The organism is Saccharopolyspora antimicrobica (assembly GCF_003635025.1).
Lineage (GTDB): Bacteria > Actinomycetota > Actinomycetes > Mycobacteriales > Pseudonocardiaceae > Saccharopolyspora > Saccharopolyspora antimicrobica.
Window position 1 is genome coordinate 8,113,406 of record NZ_RBXX01000002.1, and the last position, 12,329, is coordinate 8,125,734.

The following is a 12,329-nucleotide window of genomic DNA, read 5'->3' on the forward strand; positions in this document are numbered from 1 at the left end:
TCGGCGACTCAGCGCGCGGTGTGGACGTCCTCGACGTAGCGGCCGTCGGCGACCAGCGAATCGAGCCAGGCGGTTCCGTCGCCTCCGGTGCGCTCCGCGTGGATGGCCCGGAACGCGTCGCGCACGCCAGGTGCCATCCGGGTCCCGTCGCCGCAGACGTAGACCTTCGCCCCGTCGCCGAGCAGCTTCCACAGCTCGTCGGCCTCGGCGGCGATGCGGTGCTGGACGAAGGCCTTACCGTCGACCGGTTCGGCGCTGAAGGCCGGGCGCATCTCGACCGCACCGGCCAGCTCGGCCGCGCGCAGTTCGGCGCTGTGCAGGTAGTCGGCATCCGGGGCGTCGCAACCGAAGTAGCACAGCGCCGGGGCGAGCTGGTCGCCGTTCGCCGCGCGGGCGAGCCGGTCGGCGATGGCGCCGCGGAAGGGGGCCAGGCCGGTACCGGCCGAGATCATGATCACCGGGGTGTCGTGGTCGATCCGGAACGCGGCCCGGCACGGCTGGACCCGCGCGAGCACGGTGTCACCGGGGCGCACGTGGTTCAGGTATCCCGAACCCGTGCCGCGGAAGGTGCCGCGCCCCGAGCGCGCAGGGGCCTCGAGCAGTGACACCATCAGGTCGACGTGGTGCGGATCGCCGCCCGGTGACGATGAGATCGAGTAGTGGCGCGGCCGGATCGGCGGCAGCAGGTCCAGCAGCACCGGCCAGGTCAGCTGCTCGATCAGCGCGGGATTGTCCTCGACGACGTCCAGCAGACTGCGGTGGTCCGGGTCTTCGGCCAGGGCCCGCAGGGCCTGCTGCTCGGGCGGGCACGGGTTGAGCTCGGCGAGGGCGGTCAGCTGCGCGCTGGTCGGGCGGTCCTGCAGCTCGACGTGCCGGGTCAGCAGCTCGCGAACGGTCACCGGCCGGTCGACCGCGATCCCGTCCCGGCGCGGCGCGATGCTGAGGACGGTGTCCAGATCCACCCGCAGGATCCGGGCGGCGCGCTCGACCAGGGCCGGGTCGTTGGCCGGGAGCACGGTGAGGTGGTCGGCGGTCCGGTAGGTCTCGCCCTCGGGCAGCTCCAGCCGAACGAAGCGCTTGGTGCGCGAGTAGCCGGGGCTGGTGAGGTCGGCGGTCTCGGTGACCGTCATCGGCGTCATGCCGTGCCGGGCGGCCAGCGGACCACCGGTGAGCTCGGTGACGATGTGCGCGGGACTCGCGGGCTGGTCGGCGCCGACCGCGGCGGGGTCGCCGTGCTCCTCGAGCACGGCGTTGCGCAGTGCGGCGGTGAAGGCCTTGACCGCGCCGGTCAGATCGCCAGCGGCATCAGCCTCCGCGCGCTCCAGCAACCGGGTTCCGCCGAGGTCGGCCAGCCGGGCGTCGACGTAGGTCGGGATGCGCTGGTAGGTGGCGGACCAGTTGCGGTCACCGACGCCGAGGACCGCGTAGGTGACGCCGTCGGCGGCACCGGGCTCGGCGTTCTCCAGCCAGCGGACGAACTCCGCCGCGTCATCGGTGGGCTGGCCGTTGTAGGAAGCGGCGGTGATGACGACGGGCCGGTCGGTGGGCAGTGCCCCGGTGTGGTCGTCGAGCGGGGCGGTGGCGGTGTCGCAGCCGATCTCGGCGGTCGCTTCCGCGAGCTGGGCCGAGAAGTCGCGGCAGGTCCCGTAGTTGCTGCCGTGCAGCAGCAGGACTCCGGTTCCCGGCCGCACCCGGGTGGGCACCCCGCGGTCCGCGACGGGCGCCTCGGTGGTCCGGGCGGGCGCGACGACGCGGTCCGCCGAAGTGCGCCGGGCCAGGGCGAGGGTCAAGCCGTCGGGCTTGATGGTGAGCGCCTGCTTGAGGCGCAGCTGGTAGTCGGCGTGGTCGAGCAGCCGGTAGCGGTGGACCAGCATCGCGAGCAGCATCGTGGCCTCGTGCAGCGCGAACTGCCTGCCGATGCACGCGCGTTCGCCGGTCCCGAACGGCTTGAAGGCGTGCGGGGAGCGCGCCGCTTCGGCCTCGGGCGTGAAGCGGGCGGGGTCGAACAGCTCGGGGTTGTCGCCCCAGACCGGATCCCGGTGCAGCATCGGGGTCACCACCGACGCCCACTGCCCCGCCCGCATCGGGATGCCACCCAGGACGGTGTCGTGGCGGGCCTGGCGCGAAAAGCCCGGTGCCGGCGGGAACATCCGCAGCGTCTCGTTGAGCACCTGGCGGGTGAAGCGCAGCCGGCCGATGTCCTCGAAGGTCGGTTCCGGGTCCGGCTGGTCGCCCCACAGCTCGTCCACCTCGCGCTGCACCATCCGCAGCGCGGTCGGGTGCTTGACCAGGTTGTGCAGCGCGAAGGACAGGGTGCCGGAGGTGGTCTCGTGCCCGGCGATCAGGAAGGTGATCACCTGGTCGCGGATGTTCGCCAGGTCGAGGGTGGTGCCGTCCGAGGGGTGGGTGGCGCTGAGCATCAGGCCCAGCAGGTCCTCGTTCTCCGGTGCCGGTGCGCCGGGAGCGGTGCGCACCGCGATGACCTCGTCCACCACCGAGGCGAGGAAGGCCGCGTCGGCGCGGAACGCCTCGTCGGTGCGCGAGTGGTCGGCGTGCGGGTCGCGGCTGAGCTTGGTCATCGCCCAGTGCAGGCAGCGCACCAGGGCGTCGACGAACGGGTGCGGTTCGTCCCGCTCGAACGAACCGAAGTCGAACCCGAACCCGGCCAGGCCGATGGTGTCCAGGGTCATCCGGGTCATGTCGTCGGCCACGTCGACCGGGCTGCCCGCCGCGCACCTGCGGTCCCACACCTCGATCAGCCGCCGGGCGACGCGCAGCATCACCGGGTGGTAGGTGCGCATCGAGCCGAGGGCGAAGGCGGGCATCAGGATGTCGTGCGCCTTCGTCCAGTTGGGCTCGTCGTTGTAGGCGGTGAACAGCCCGTCGTGGGCGAACTCGCGGACGTTCTCCAGGGCCGGTCCGACGGCCTTGCCGAACCGCTGCTCGTCGGAGAGCTCGGTCACCAGCTCCAGGCTGCTGACCAGCAGCGCGTCCTGGCCGTGCTGGCGCTGGACGAAGGCCGGACCGTGCTGCCGGATCAGCTGCATCGACCGGAGGACGGGTGTGCTGGTCGGCGCGTGGGAGACGTCGACGACGGGGATTCCGGGCTGGAGCAGAGTCGCGGCCATGGGGGCCAACCGCCTTCCGTGCTGTGGGGAACCGCCGGGGAGAGCGGTCTCCTCCACACTCGCCCCGCGCGGAGCCCCGAGGCGGCCGCCGCACTGCATAATCGTGTAGCCCGTCGGGGCACCTGGGACTTGCCAAATCGACCGGAGTGCGCAACACGCAGGGAGCAGCACATGGATCCCGAGTCGTGCGGGCCACCGCACGGTCTTCCGTCCGCGGGGACCTGGCGCCAGGAAGCGATCACCTGGCGCAACCGCATGATCCTCCTGCTCGACCACCTGCCGACGCCGATCGCGCTCTGCGACGCCGACGGCGGCATCCTGCTGGCGAACCCGGCGATGGCCGCCGAGTGGGGCCTGTTGCCGGGGCAGATGCGCGGGCGCAACGCGCTCGACTTTCTTCCGGCCCCGCGCGAAGGCCCGGCTCCACCCGATCGCCGAAGCCGTCCGGCTGCACCGCAGGTCCCGCTACCCGGTCGAGGTCAGCTGGACCCCGCCGAGCGGCGTCGAGCGCTACGGCGAGGTCGACGTCACCCCGGTCAGCGACACCGCGGACGCTCCCCCGGCCCTGATGCTGGTGCTCCGCGTCCTCGGCGAAAGAGTCGAAACACCACCGGAAGAGCCGGCGCCACCGGCCAGCGAGATCGAAGCGCGAATCTCGCCCTGGCAGCGGGCGGCGACACGACCGCCCGGATCGCCAAGGCGGTCGACCTGACCGTGGACGGCGTCAACTACCACCTGGCGCAGCTCTCCCGCCGCTGGAACGTGCGAGGCAGAACGGCGCTGGTGGCACGTGCCTACGCGCTGGGAGTCCTCAACCCCGAAGCCTGGCCCCCGGCCCCGACCGAACCCGCCTGAGCCCCGTTGGCGCTCAGGCGGTGTGTCACTCGCTCAGCCCAGCGAGGAACGACGTCCAGCTCGCGCGCGAGAACACCAGCACCGGCCCATCAGGATCCTTCGAGTCCCGCGTCGCGACCAAGTCAGCGGCGATGGCAACCTCTACACAAGCGCCGTTGTTGCCGCTACGACTGGACTTTCGCCACTGCAAGCTGGACGGGCTGACCTGCACTGTCCGCCTCCGCGTCACGTCTCTACCAGCTTCCTGATCAGCGCGAGCGAGTCATCAGGCTGCATGGCAGTTTCCTGAAGGTTCTTCGCAGTCATCATATAGGTGCTCACCTGATCGGGATCCTGGAGATATACGGCGCCGTCCAGCAACTCCGTGTAGCCGATGGGCTTGGCAGCATCGAACTCGAACAGGAAGAACGGCCCACTCACCGCAGCATGCGGTCCGTCTTGCGGACGGATCACCTGAATCGTCACGTTCGATCGTTCCGCCACTTCAAGGAGGTGACGGTACTGATCACGTCTGATCTCGTCATCACCAATATGGCGAAGCAAGGCCGATTCCTCGATCACGGCGTGGAAGCCGAGCGGCTGAGCGGCAGCCAGACGATCAGCCCGAGCCAACCGGAAGGACACGAAGCGCTCACTGTGATCTGGACGCACGAAACCCGTTGCCATGGTCGCCGCGCGAGCGTACTCCTCCGTCTGCAGCAGCCCAGGCAGCAGTGCGGTCTCGTAGTTGAACTCTGACTTCGCCAACCCTTCAAGTCCCACAAAGGTCTTGAACCAGTCCGGAACCACGTTCGCCCAAGGCGCCCACCAGGTACGAGCATCAGAGCTGGCGGTCAAGCTGACCAGCCGGTCGATGTCATGCCGGGGAACATCGTAGAACTCGAGCAGCGACGCGATCTCCGATGGCTGTTGCTGGTAGCGCCCCGTTTCCAAATGCGTGATCTTGGCGTGGCTGCACGCGAGAACACCGCCCGCATCCGACACAGTGCGCCCCGCTTGGATTCGGTAGCGCCGAAGTTCGTTGCCATCAGCCATCGCAGCGCCGAGGGATCGCCACGCTCAACCACGCCTGCCTCCAATCACGCCGGGAGATCCAAGTAGCCGTCCCGACCTGCACCTCTTTCGGGGGCCAGCCAGAACGTCCACTCGATTCGGTAATCGATTAGCTAACAAGTTAGCACTACCGTTAGCCGCGTCATGGTCTGGATCACAGGGAGGTTGTCATGTCGGCGTTGCCGTTGTGGAGCGAGGAGGAGTTCGTGGCCGCTCTTCAGGAGCTCGCTCGGGAGAACGCTCCGCGGGTGTTCGCACTGTGCGAGGAGATCGGCGATCGGCAAGACGGGCACGTCGAGTACTGGGGCATGGCCTTCGACGACGGCGCCGACGTCGTCAGCGCCTCCGGCCAGCTGCGGGCCAGCTTCAAGTCCGCCGAAGCCGCGCTGGACCGGCTTTCCAGGCGGTCAAACCTGCACCTCGTCTGGGGTTGACCACGCAGAACTCCGCCGACAGCCTCCAAGCTGGAGCTCTCGGCGGAGTTCCCGCCCTCCCAGCCCAGTAGCCGAAGGGAACTGACCCACGCCAGGAGCCCGATGACATACGGTCACGCGCTCGCCAGCGCTTTCCTCTGCTGCGCTAGCCTGCTCGCGTGGTGACAGGTGAGCTGAAGAACAAGATCGACCGGTTGTGGGATGCCTTCTGGTCTGGGGGGATCTCGAATCCACTGGAGGTGATCGAGCAGATCACTTACCTCATGTTCATCCGGCGCCTTGACCAGCTTCAGCAGGTCAGGGAACGCAAGGCGAACCGTACCGCGAAACCGGTGGAGAATCCGATCTACACCGGGGACACACAGCACCTCCGTTGGTCGGTCTTTCCAGAACAAGGCCCCCGGAGGACCATGCTGACCCACACTCCGGGACGGTGTCTTCCCATGGGCTTCGCAACCTCGGCGGCGACGACTCGACATACGCGCACCACATGAAGGGACGCGCGGGTTCACAATCACCACTCCGAACCTGCTGACGAAGGCCGTGTCCGATGATCAGCCGACATCGACATGGGCGACAAAGACACCAAGGGTGATCTGTACGAGTACATGCTCAGCAAGATCGCGACGGCTGGGCAGAACGGCCAGTTCCGCACGCCCCGCACATTTCCAGCTGATGGTCGAGATGATGGCGCCTCAGCCAGGCGACGAGATCTGCGATCCGGCATGCGTTCGGCTGGCTTCCTGGTGGCCGCCGCCGGAGTACGTCGAGCGCACACACCGCGACGCGCTAATTGCTCCGGAGCAGCGAAAGCACTTCAACGAGAGCATGTTCCACGGCTTCGACTTCGACAGCACGATGCTGCGGATCGGCAGTATGAACATGCTGTTGCACTCGGTCGAGAACCCGGACATCCGGTACCGCGACTCACTTGCGAGAACGTTGCCGACGACGCCAGCCGGTACTCAATGATCCTCGCGAACCCGCCGTTCGCAGGGAGTCTCGGACTACGACGCAACTGCGAATGACCTACAGAAGGTCGTCAAGACGAAGAAGACCGAGCTGCTATTTCTCGTCCTCTTCCTGCGGCTACTCAAAAACGGTGGCCGAGCCGCGGTGATTGTGCCAGATGGGGTACTGTTCGGATCCAGCAAGGCACACAAGACGTGCGGAAGCTACTGGTGGAGGACCACAAACTCGACGCAGTGGTCAAACTGCCAGCGGCGTATTCAAGCCCTACGCCGGCGTGTCGACCGCGATCCTGTCTTCACCAAGACCAATAGTGGCGGCACTGACAAGGTCTGGTTCCTACGATGTCCACCGCCGACGGATTTAGCCTCGACGACAAGCGCATACCACTGCTTGATTACGAGAAGCTCGGTCCGTCCGTCGATAGCACGTTGACCGACGACGAACACGCCAAGAACAACCTCCCGACGTACTAGCCAGATGGCATCGCCGTACCGGAAGCGAACGGGAACGCGCACACTCCGAGCAAAGCTTCTGCGTCTCGAAAGAAGAGATCGCCGCGCGGGGCTATGACCTCAGCATCAACCGATACAAAGAGATCGTCCACGACGAAGCCGAACACCGGGCACCGGAAGAGATCCTGGACGAACTGGCCCGGATCGAAAGCGAGATCCAGCAGGGGATGAGCGAGCTTAAAGGGATTGCTTGGATGAGGACATTGCGCCTACGTATCCACTCGGCCGATCTTTGCGATATCTCCATTTTGGGCGAAACACCCTCAACGGAGCCGACGTGATATGGGGGATCCGGCTATCCATGGCTTTCCATGCCGACATGGAACCAAGGAAAGTTGCTTTAACACAACAAAAGAGGCAAATTTTACACGGCTCGCAATCGACGTATGCCGATGCTGGAGTTTGAAGCTTCAGACGACTGTCCCTAGGCGACAGGTGTCTAAGGCTTCAACTCAGCCATCGGGTCTACAAGTCGATTGCCGAGCCGTTTGTAATTTGCTCTTTTGTTGTGTTAAGCAACTTTCCTTGGTTCATGTCGGCAATGGAAAGCCATGGATAGCCGGATCCCCAGTATTCACGTCGGCTCCGTGAGGGTGTTCGCCCAATGGAGATATCGCAAAGATCGGCGAGTGGATACGTAGGCCAATGTCTCATCCAAGCATCCCTTTAAGCTCGCTCATCCCCTGCTGGATCTCGCTTTCGATCCGGGCCAGTTCGTCCAGGATCTCTTCCGGTGCCCGGTGTTCGGCTTCGTCGTGGACGATCTCTTTGTATCGGTTGATGCTGAGGTCATAGCCCCGCGCGGCGATCTCTTCTTTCGAGACGCAGAAGCTTTGCTCGGAGTGTGCGCGTTCCCGTTCGCTTCCGGTACGGCGATGCCATCTGGCTAGTACGTCGGGGAGGTTGTTCTTGGCGTGTTCGTCGTCGGTCAACGTGCTATCGACGGACGGACCGAGCTTCTCGTAATCAAGCAGTGGTATGCGCTTGTCGTCGAGGCTAAATCCGTCGGCGGTGACATCGTAGAACCAGACCTTGTCAGTGCCGCCACTATTGGTCTTGGTGAAGAACAGGATCGCGGTCGACACGCCGGCGTAGGGCTTGAATACGCCGCTGGGCAGTTTGACCACTGCGTCGAGTTTGTGGTCCTCCACCAGTAGCTTCCGCACGGTCTTGTGTGCCTTGCTGGATCCGAACAGTACCCCATCTGGCACAATCACCGCGGCTCGGCCACCGTTTTTGAGTAGCCGCAGGAAGAGGACGAGAAATAGCAGCTCGGTCTTCTTCGTCTTGACGACCTTCTGTAGGTCATTCGCAGTTGCGTCGTAGTCGAGACTCCCTGCGAACGGCGGGTTCGCGAGGATCATTGAGTACCGGCTGGCGTCGTCGGCAACGTTCTCGCCAAGTGAGTCGCGGTACCGGATGTCCGGGTTCTCGACCGAGTGCAACAGCATGTTCATACTGCCGATCCGCAGCATCGTGCTGTCGAAGTCGAAGCCGTGGAACATGCTCTCGTTGAAGTGCTTTCGCTGCTCCGGAGCAATTAGCGCGTCGCGGTGTGTGCGCTCGACGTACTCGGCGGCGGCCACCAGGAAGCCAGCCGAACCGCATGCCGGATCGCAGATCTCGTCGCCTGGCTGAGGCGCCATCATCTCGACCATCAGCTGGATAATGTGGCGGGGCGTGCGGAACTGGCCGTTCTGCCCAGCCGTCGCGATCTTGCTGAGCATGTACTCGTACAGATCACCCTTGGTGTCTTTGTCGCCCATGTCGATGTCGCTGATCATCGACACGGCCTTCGTCAGCAGGTTCGGAGTGGTGATTGTGAACCGCGCGTCCTTCATGTGGTGCGCGTATGTCGAGTCGTCGCCGCCGAGGTTGCGAAGCCATGGGAAGACACCGTCCCGGAGTGTGGTCAGCATGTCCTCCGGGGCCTTGTTCTGGAAGACCGACCAACGGAGGTGCTGTGTGTCCCCGGTGTAGATCGGATTCTCCACCGGTTTCGCGGTACGGTTCGCCTTGCGTTCCCTGACCTGCTGAAGCTGGTCAAGGCGCCGGATGAACATGAGGTAAGTGATCTGCTCGATCACCTCCAGTGGATTCGAGATCCCCCCAGACCAGAAGGCATCCCACAACCGGTCGATCTTGTTCTTCAGCTCACCTGTCACCACGCGAGCAGGCTAGCGCAGCAGAGGAAAGCGCTGGCGAGCGCGTGACCGTATGTCATCGGGCTCCTGGCGTGGGTCAGTTCCCTTCGGCTACTGGGCTGGGAGGGCGGGAACTCCGCCGAGAGCTCCAGCTTGGAGGCTGTCGGCGGAGTTCTGCGTGGTCAACCCCAGACGAGGTGCAGGTTTGACCGCCTGGAAAGCCGGTCCAGCGCGGCTTCGGCGGACTTGAAGCTGGCCCGCAGCTGGCCGGAGGCGCTGACGACGTCGGCGCCGTCGTCGAAGGCCATGCCCCAGTACTCGACGTGCCCGTCTTGCCGATCGCCGATCTCCTCGCACAGTGCGAACACCCGCGGAGCGTTCTCCCGAGCGAGCTCCTGAAGAGCGGCCACGAACTCCTCCTCGCTCCACAACGGCAACGCCGACATGACAACCTCCCTGTGATCCAGACCATGACGCGGCTAACGGTAGTGCTAACTTGTTAGCTAATCGATTACCGAATCGAGTGGACGTTCTGGCTGGCCCCCCGAAAGAGGTGCAGGTCGGGACGGCTACTTGGATCTCCGGCGTGATTGGAGGCAGGCGTGGTTGAGCGTGGCGATCCCTCGGCGCTGCGATGGCTGATTGGCAACGAACTTCGGCGCTACCGAATCCAAGCGGGGCGCACTGTGTCGGATGCGGGCGGTGTTCTCGCGTGCAGCCACGCCAAGATCACGCATTTGGAAACGGGGCGCTACCAGCAACAGCCATCGGAGATCGCGTCGCTGCTCGAGTTCTACGATGTTCCCCGGCATGACATCGACCGGCTGGTCAGCTTGACCGCCAGCTCTGATGCTCGTACCTGGTGGGCGCCTTGGGCGAACGTGGTTCCGGACTGGTTCAAGACCTTTGTGGGACTTGAAGGGTTGGCGAAGTCAGAGTTCAACTACGAGACCGCACTGCTGCCTGGGCTGCTGCAGACGGAGGAGTACGCTCGCGCGGCGACCATGGCAACGGGTTTCGTGCGTCCAGATCACAGTGAGCGCTTCGTGTCCTTCCGGTTGGCTCGGGCTGATCGTCTGGCTGCCGCTCAGCCGCTCGGCTTCCACGCCGTGATCGAGGAATCGGCCTTGCTTCGCCATATTGGTGATGACGAGATCAGACGTGATCAGTACCGTCACCTCCTTGAAGTGGCGGAACGATCGAACGTGACGATTCAGGTGATCCGTCCGCAAGACGGACCGCATGCTGCGGTGAGTGGGCCGTTCTTCCTGTTCGAGTTCGATGCTGCCAAGCCCATCGGCTACACGGAGTTGCTGGACGGCGCCGTATATCTCCAGGATCCCGATCAGGTGAGCACCTATATGATGACTGCGAAGAACCTTCAGGAAACTGCCATGCAGCCTGATGACTCGCTCGCGCTGATCAGGAAGCTGGTAGAGACGTGACGCGGAGGCGGACAGTGCAGGTCAGCCCGTCCAGCTTGCAGTGGCGAAAGTCCAGTCGTAGCGGCAACAACGGCGCTTGTGTAGAGGTTGCCATCGCCGCTGACTTGGTCGCGACGCGGGACTCGAAGGATCCTGATGGGCCGGTGCTGGTGTTCTCGCGCGCGAGCTGGACGTCGTTCCTCGCTGGGCTGAGCGAGTGACACACCGCCTGAGCGCCAACGGGGCTCAGGCGGGTTCGGTCGGGGCCGGGGCCAGGCTTCGGGTTGAGGACTCCCAGCGCGTAGGCACGTGCCACCAGCGCCGTTCTGCCTCGCACGTTCCAGCGGCGGGAGAGCTGCGCCAGGTGGTAGTTGACGCCGTCCACGGTCAGGTCGACCGCCTTGGCGATCCGGGCGGTCGTGTCGCCGCCCGCTGCCAGGGCGAGGATTCGCGCTTCGATCTCGCTGGCCGGTGGCGCCGGCTCTTCCGGTGGTGTTTCGACTCTTTCGCCGAGGACGCGGAGCACCAGCATCAGGCCGGGGGAGCGTCCGCGGTGTCGCTGACCGGGGTGACGTCGACCTCGCCGTAGCGCTCGACGCCGCTCGGCGGGGTCCAGCTGACCTCGACCGGGTAGCGGGACCTGCGGTGCAGCCGGACGGCTTCGGCGATCGGGTGGAGCCGGGCCTTCGCGCGGGGCCGGAAGAAGTCGAGCGCGTTGCGCCCGCGCATCTGCCCCGGCAACAGGCCCCACTCGGCGGCCATCGCCGGGTTCGCCAGCAGGATGCCGCCGTCGGCGTCGCAGAGCGCGATCGGCGTCGGCAGGTGGTCGAGCAGGAGGATCATGCGGTTGCGCCAGGTGATCGCTTCCTGGCGCCAGGTCCCGCGGACGGAAGACCGTGCGGTGGCCCGCACGACTCGGGATCCATGTGCTGCTCCCTGCGTGTTGCGCACTCCGGTCGATTTGGCAAGTCCCAGTGCCCCGACGGGCTACACGATTATGCAGTGCGGCGGCCGCCTCGGGGCTCCGCGCGGGGCGAGTGTGGAGGAGACGCTCTCCCCGGCGGTTCCCCACAGCACGGAAGGCGGTTGGCCCCCATGGCCGCGACTCTGCTCCAGCCCGGAATCCCCGTCGTCGACGTCTCCCACGCGCCGACCAGCACACCCGTCCTCCGGTCGATGCAGCTGATCCGGCAGCACGGTCCGGCCTTCGTCCAGCGCCAGCACGGCCAGGACGCGCTGCTGGTCAGCAGCCTGGAGCTGGTGACCGAGCTCTCCGACGAGCAGCGGTTCGGCAAGGCCGTCGGACCGGCCCTGGAGAACGTCCGCGAGTTCGCCCACGACGGGCTGTTCACCGCCTACAACGACGAGCCCAACTGGACGAAGGCGCACGACATCCTGATGCCCGCCTTCGCCCTCGGCTCGATGCGCACCTACCACCCGGTGATGCTGCGCGTCGCCCGGCGGCTGATCGAGTGTGGGACCGCAGGTGCGCGGCGGGCAGCCGGTCGGACGTGGCCGACGACATGACCCGGATGACCCTGGACACCATCGGCCTGGCCGGGTTCGGGTTCGACTTCGGTTCGTTCGAGCGGGACGAACCGCACCCGTTCGTCGACCCTGGTGCGCTGCCTGCACTGGGCGATGACCAAGCTCAGCCGCGACCCGCACGCCGACCACTCGCGCACCGACGAGGCGTTCCGCGCCGACGCGGCCTTCCTCGCCTCGGTGGTGGACGAGGTCATCGCGGTGCGCACCGCTCCCGGCGCACCGGCACCGGAGAACGAGGACCTGCTGGGCCTGATGCTCA

At 65.8% G+C, this 12,329-nt stretch carries 15 protein-coding genes and 1 pseudogene; 8 read left to right on the plus strand and 8 right to left on the minus strand.

Features of this window, described 5'->3' with window-relative positions; translation table 11 throughout:
• Nucleotides 1–8: 8 nt before the first annotated feature.
• Nucleotides 9–3,128 (minus strand): bifunctional cytochrome P450/NADPH--P450 reductase, encoded by a 3,120-nt coding sequence (locus ATL45_RS38175; RefSeq protein ID WP_093156952.1) that lies wholly within the window; start codon nucleotides 3,126–3,128, stop codon nucleotides 9–11.
• A 171-nt stretch (nucleotides 3,129–3,299) separates the two neighbouring features.
• Here ATL45_RS38175 and ATL45_RS38180 point away from each other — a divergent pair, with 171 nt between their 5' ends.
• Complete coding sequence (locus tag ATL45_RS38180; protein WP_211841395.1) at nucleotides 3,300–3,983, plus strand: PAS domain-containing protein; 684 nt, start codon at nucleotides 3,300–3,302, stop codon at nucleotides 3,981–3,983.
• A gap of 25 nt (nucleotides 3,984–4,008) precedes the next feature.
• On the opposite strand, the gene ATL45_RS38185 is transcribed toward ATL45_RS38180, so the two are convergent.
• Both ATL45_RS38185 and ATL45_RS38190 read right to left on the minus strand, forming a co-directional pair.
• Nucleotides 4,009–4,212 (minus strand): DUF397 domain-containing protein, encoded by a 204-nt coding sequence (locus ATL45_RS38185; protein ID WP_342775220.1) that lies wholly within the window; start codon nucleotides 4,210–4,212, stop codon nucleotides 4,009–4,011.
• Entirely contained in the window at nucleotides 4,209–5,018 is an 810-nt protein-coding gene (locus ATL45_RS38190) for a helix-turn-helix domain-containing protein (RefSeq protein WP_246025771.1), read from the minus strand. The genes ATL45_RS38185 and ATL45_RS38190 overlap by 4 nt, the downstream gene beginning before the upstream one ends.
• A 188-nt stretch (nucleotides 5,019–5,206) precedes the next feature.
• Between ATL45_RS38190 and ATL45_RS38195 the strand changes: the two genes are divergently transcribed.
• From ATL45_RS38195 to ATL45_RS40130, 4 genes are all read left to right on the plus strand, one after another.
• Complete coding sequence (locus ATL45_RS38195; RefSeq protein WP_093156958.1) at nucleotides 5,207–5,470, plus strand: hypothetical protein; 264 nt, start codon at nucleotides 5,207–5,209, stop codon at nucleotides 5,468–5,470.
• A 158-nt stretch (nucleotides 5,471–5,628) separates the two neighbouring features.
• Nucleotides 5,629–5,964 carry a type I restriction-modification system subunit M N-terminal domain-containing protein gene (locus tag ATL45_RS39450; protein ID WP_211841396.1) on the plus strand — a complete coding sequence of 112 codons (336 nt, stop codon included), beginning with the start codon at nucleotides 5,629–5,631 and terminating at the stop codon, nucleotides 5,962–5,964.
• A 181-nt stretch (nucleotides 5,965–6,145) separates the two neighbouring features.
• On the plus strand, nucleotides 6,146–6,442 hold the full coding sequence (locus tag ATL45_RS39915; RefSeq protein ID WP_246025772.1) for an N-6 DNA methylase: 297 nt from the start codon (nucleotides 6,146–6,148) through the stop codon (nucleotides 6,440–6,442).
• 341 nt (nucleotides 6,443–6,783) lie between these two features.
• On the plus strand, nucleotides 6,784–6,915 hold the full coding sequence (locus tag ATL45_RS40130) for a hypothetical protein (protein WP_281276072.1): 132 nt from the start codon (nucleotides 6,784–6,786) through the stop codon (nucleotides 6,913–6,915).
• A 504-nt stretch (nucleotides 6,916–7,419) separates the two neighbouring features.
• Here ATL45_RS40130 and ATL45_RS40330 read toward each other — a convergent pair.
• From ATL45_RS40330 to ATL45_RS38215, 3 genes are all read right to left on the minus strand, one after another.
• On the minus strand, nucleotides 7,420–7,608 hold the full coding sequence (locus tag ATL45_RS40330) for a restriction endonuclease subunit S (RefSeq protein WP_121505465.1): 189 nt from the start codon (nucleotides 7,606–7,608) through the stop codon (nucleotides 7,420–7,422).
• Nucleotides 7,605–9,122: a type I restriction-modification system subunit M gene (locus ATL45_RS38210; RefSeq protein WP_093156959.1), complete on the minus strand. Its 1,518-nt coding sequence runs from the start codon at nucleotides 9,120–9,122 to the stop codon at nucleotides 7,605–7,607. Before ATL45_RS38210 ends, ATL45_RS40330 begins: the two co-directional genes overlap by 4 nt.
• 158 nt (nucleotides 9,123–9,280) lie before the next feature.
• Entirely contained in the window at nucleotides 9,281–9,544 is a 264-nt protein-coding gene (locus tag ATL45_RS38215; RefSeq protein WP_093156958.1) for a hypothetical protein, read from the minus strand.
• A 156-nt stretch (nucleotides 9,545–9,700) separates the two neighbouring features.
• On the opposite strand from ATL45_RS38215, the gene ATL45_RS38220 reads away from it, so the two are divergent.
• Together ATL45_RS38220 and ATL45_RS38225 are read left to right on the plus strand one after the other, a co-directional pair.
• Entirely contained in the window at nucleotides 9,701–10,543 is an 843-nt protein-coding gene (locus ATL45_RS38220) for a helix-turn-helix domain-containing protein (protein ID WP_093156957.1), read from the plus strand.
• 14 nt (nucleotides 10,544–10,557) lie between these two features.
• On the plus strand, nucleotides 10,558–10,743 hold the full coding sequence (locus ATL45_RS38225; protein WP_093156955.1) for a DUF397 domain-containing protein: 186 nt from the start codon (nucleotides 10,558–10,560) through the stop codon (nucleotides 10,741–10,743).
• A 149-nt stretch (nucleotides 10,744–10,892) separates the two neighbouring features.
• On the opposite strand, the pseudogene ATL45_RS39920 reads toward ATL45_RS38225, so the two are convergent.
• Both ATL45_RS39920 and ATL45_RS39465 read right to left on the minus strand, forming a co-directional pair.
• Nucleotides 10,893–11,054, minus strand: a pseudogene (locus tag ATL45_RS39920) (diguanylate cyclase); the annotation flags it as partial.
• Nucleotides 11,054–11,434: a PAS domain-containing protein gene (locus ATL45_RS39465; RefSeq protein ID WP_211841398.1), complete on the minus strand. Its 381-nt coding sequence runs from the start codon at nucleotides 11,432–11,434 to the stop codon at nucleotides 11,054–11,056. The gene ATL45_RS39465 and the pseudogene ATL45_RS39920, both read right to left, overlap by 1 nt.
• Nucleotides 11,435–11,617: 183 nt before the next feature.
• Between ATL45_RS39465 and ATL45_RS39470 the strand changes: the two genes are divergently transcribed.
• Nucleotides 11,618–12,049, plus strand: coding sequence for a cytochrome P450 family protein (locus ATL45_RS39470; RefSeq protein WP_211841399.1), 432 nt, complete (start codon nucleotides 11,618–11,620; stop codon nucleotides 12,047–12,049).
• Nucleotides 12,050–12,329 lie beyond the last annotated feature (280 nt).

What these genes read in the sequence shown, in the direction of transcription:
- ATL45_RS38175 (WP_093156952.1), bottom strand. Translation starts at nt 3,128, where the DNA reads ATGGCCGCGACTCTGCTCCAGCCCGGAATCCCCGTCGTCGACGTCTCC.
- ATL45_RS38180 (WP_211841395.1), top strand. Translation starts at nt 3,300, where the DNA reads ATGGATCCCGAGTCGTGCGGGCCACCGCACGGTCTTCCGTCCGCGGGG.
- ATL45_RS38190 (WP_246025771.1), bottom strand. Translation starts at nt 5,018, where the DNA reads ATGGCTGATGGCAACGAACTTCGGCGCTACCGAATCCAAGCGGGGCGC.
- ATL45_RS38195 (WP_093156958.1), top strand. Translation starts at nt 5,207, where the DNA reads ATGTCGGCGTTGCCGTTGTGGAGCGAGGAGGAGTTCGTGGCCGCTCTT.
- ATL45_RS39915 (WP_246025772.1), top strand. Translation starts at nt 6,146, where the DNA reads ATGGTCGAGATGATGGCGCCTCAGCCAGGCGACGAGATCTGCGATCCG.
- ATL45_RS40130 (WP_281276072.1), top strand. Translation starts at nt 6,784, where the DNA reads ATGTCCACCGCCGACGGATTTAGCCTCGACGACAAGCGCATACCACTG.
- ATL45_RS40330 (WP_121505465.1), bottom strand. Translation starts at nt 7,608, where the DNA reads ATGAGACATTGGCCTACGTATCCACTCGCCGATCTTTGCGATATCTCC.
- ATL45_RS38215 (WP_093156958.1), bottom strand. Translation starts at nt 9,544, where the DNA reads ATGTCGGCGTTGCCGTTGTGGAGCGAGGAGGAGTTCGTGGCCGCTCTT.
- ATL45_RS39470 (WP_211841399.1), top strand. Translation starts at nt 11,618, where the DNA reads ATGGCCGCGACTCTGCTCCAGCCCGGAATCCCCGTCGTCGACGTCTCC.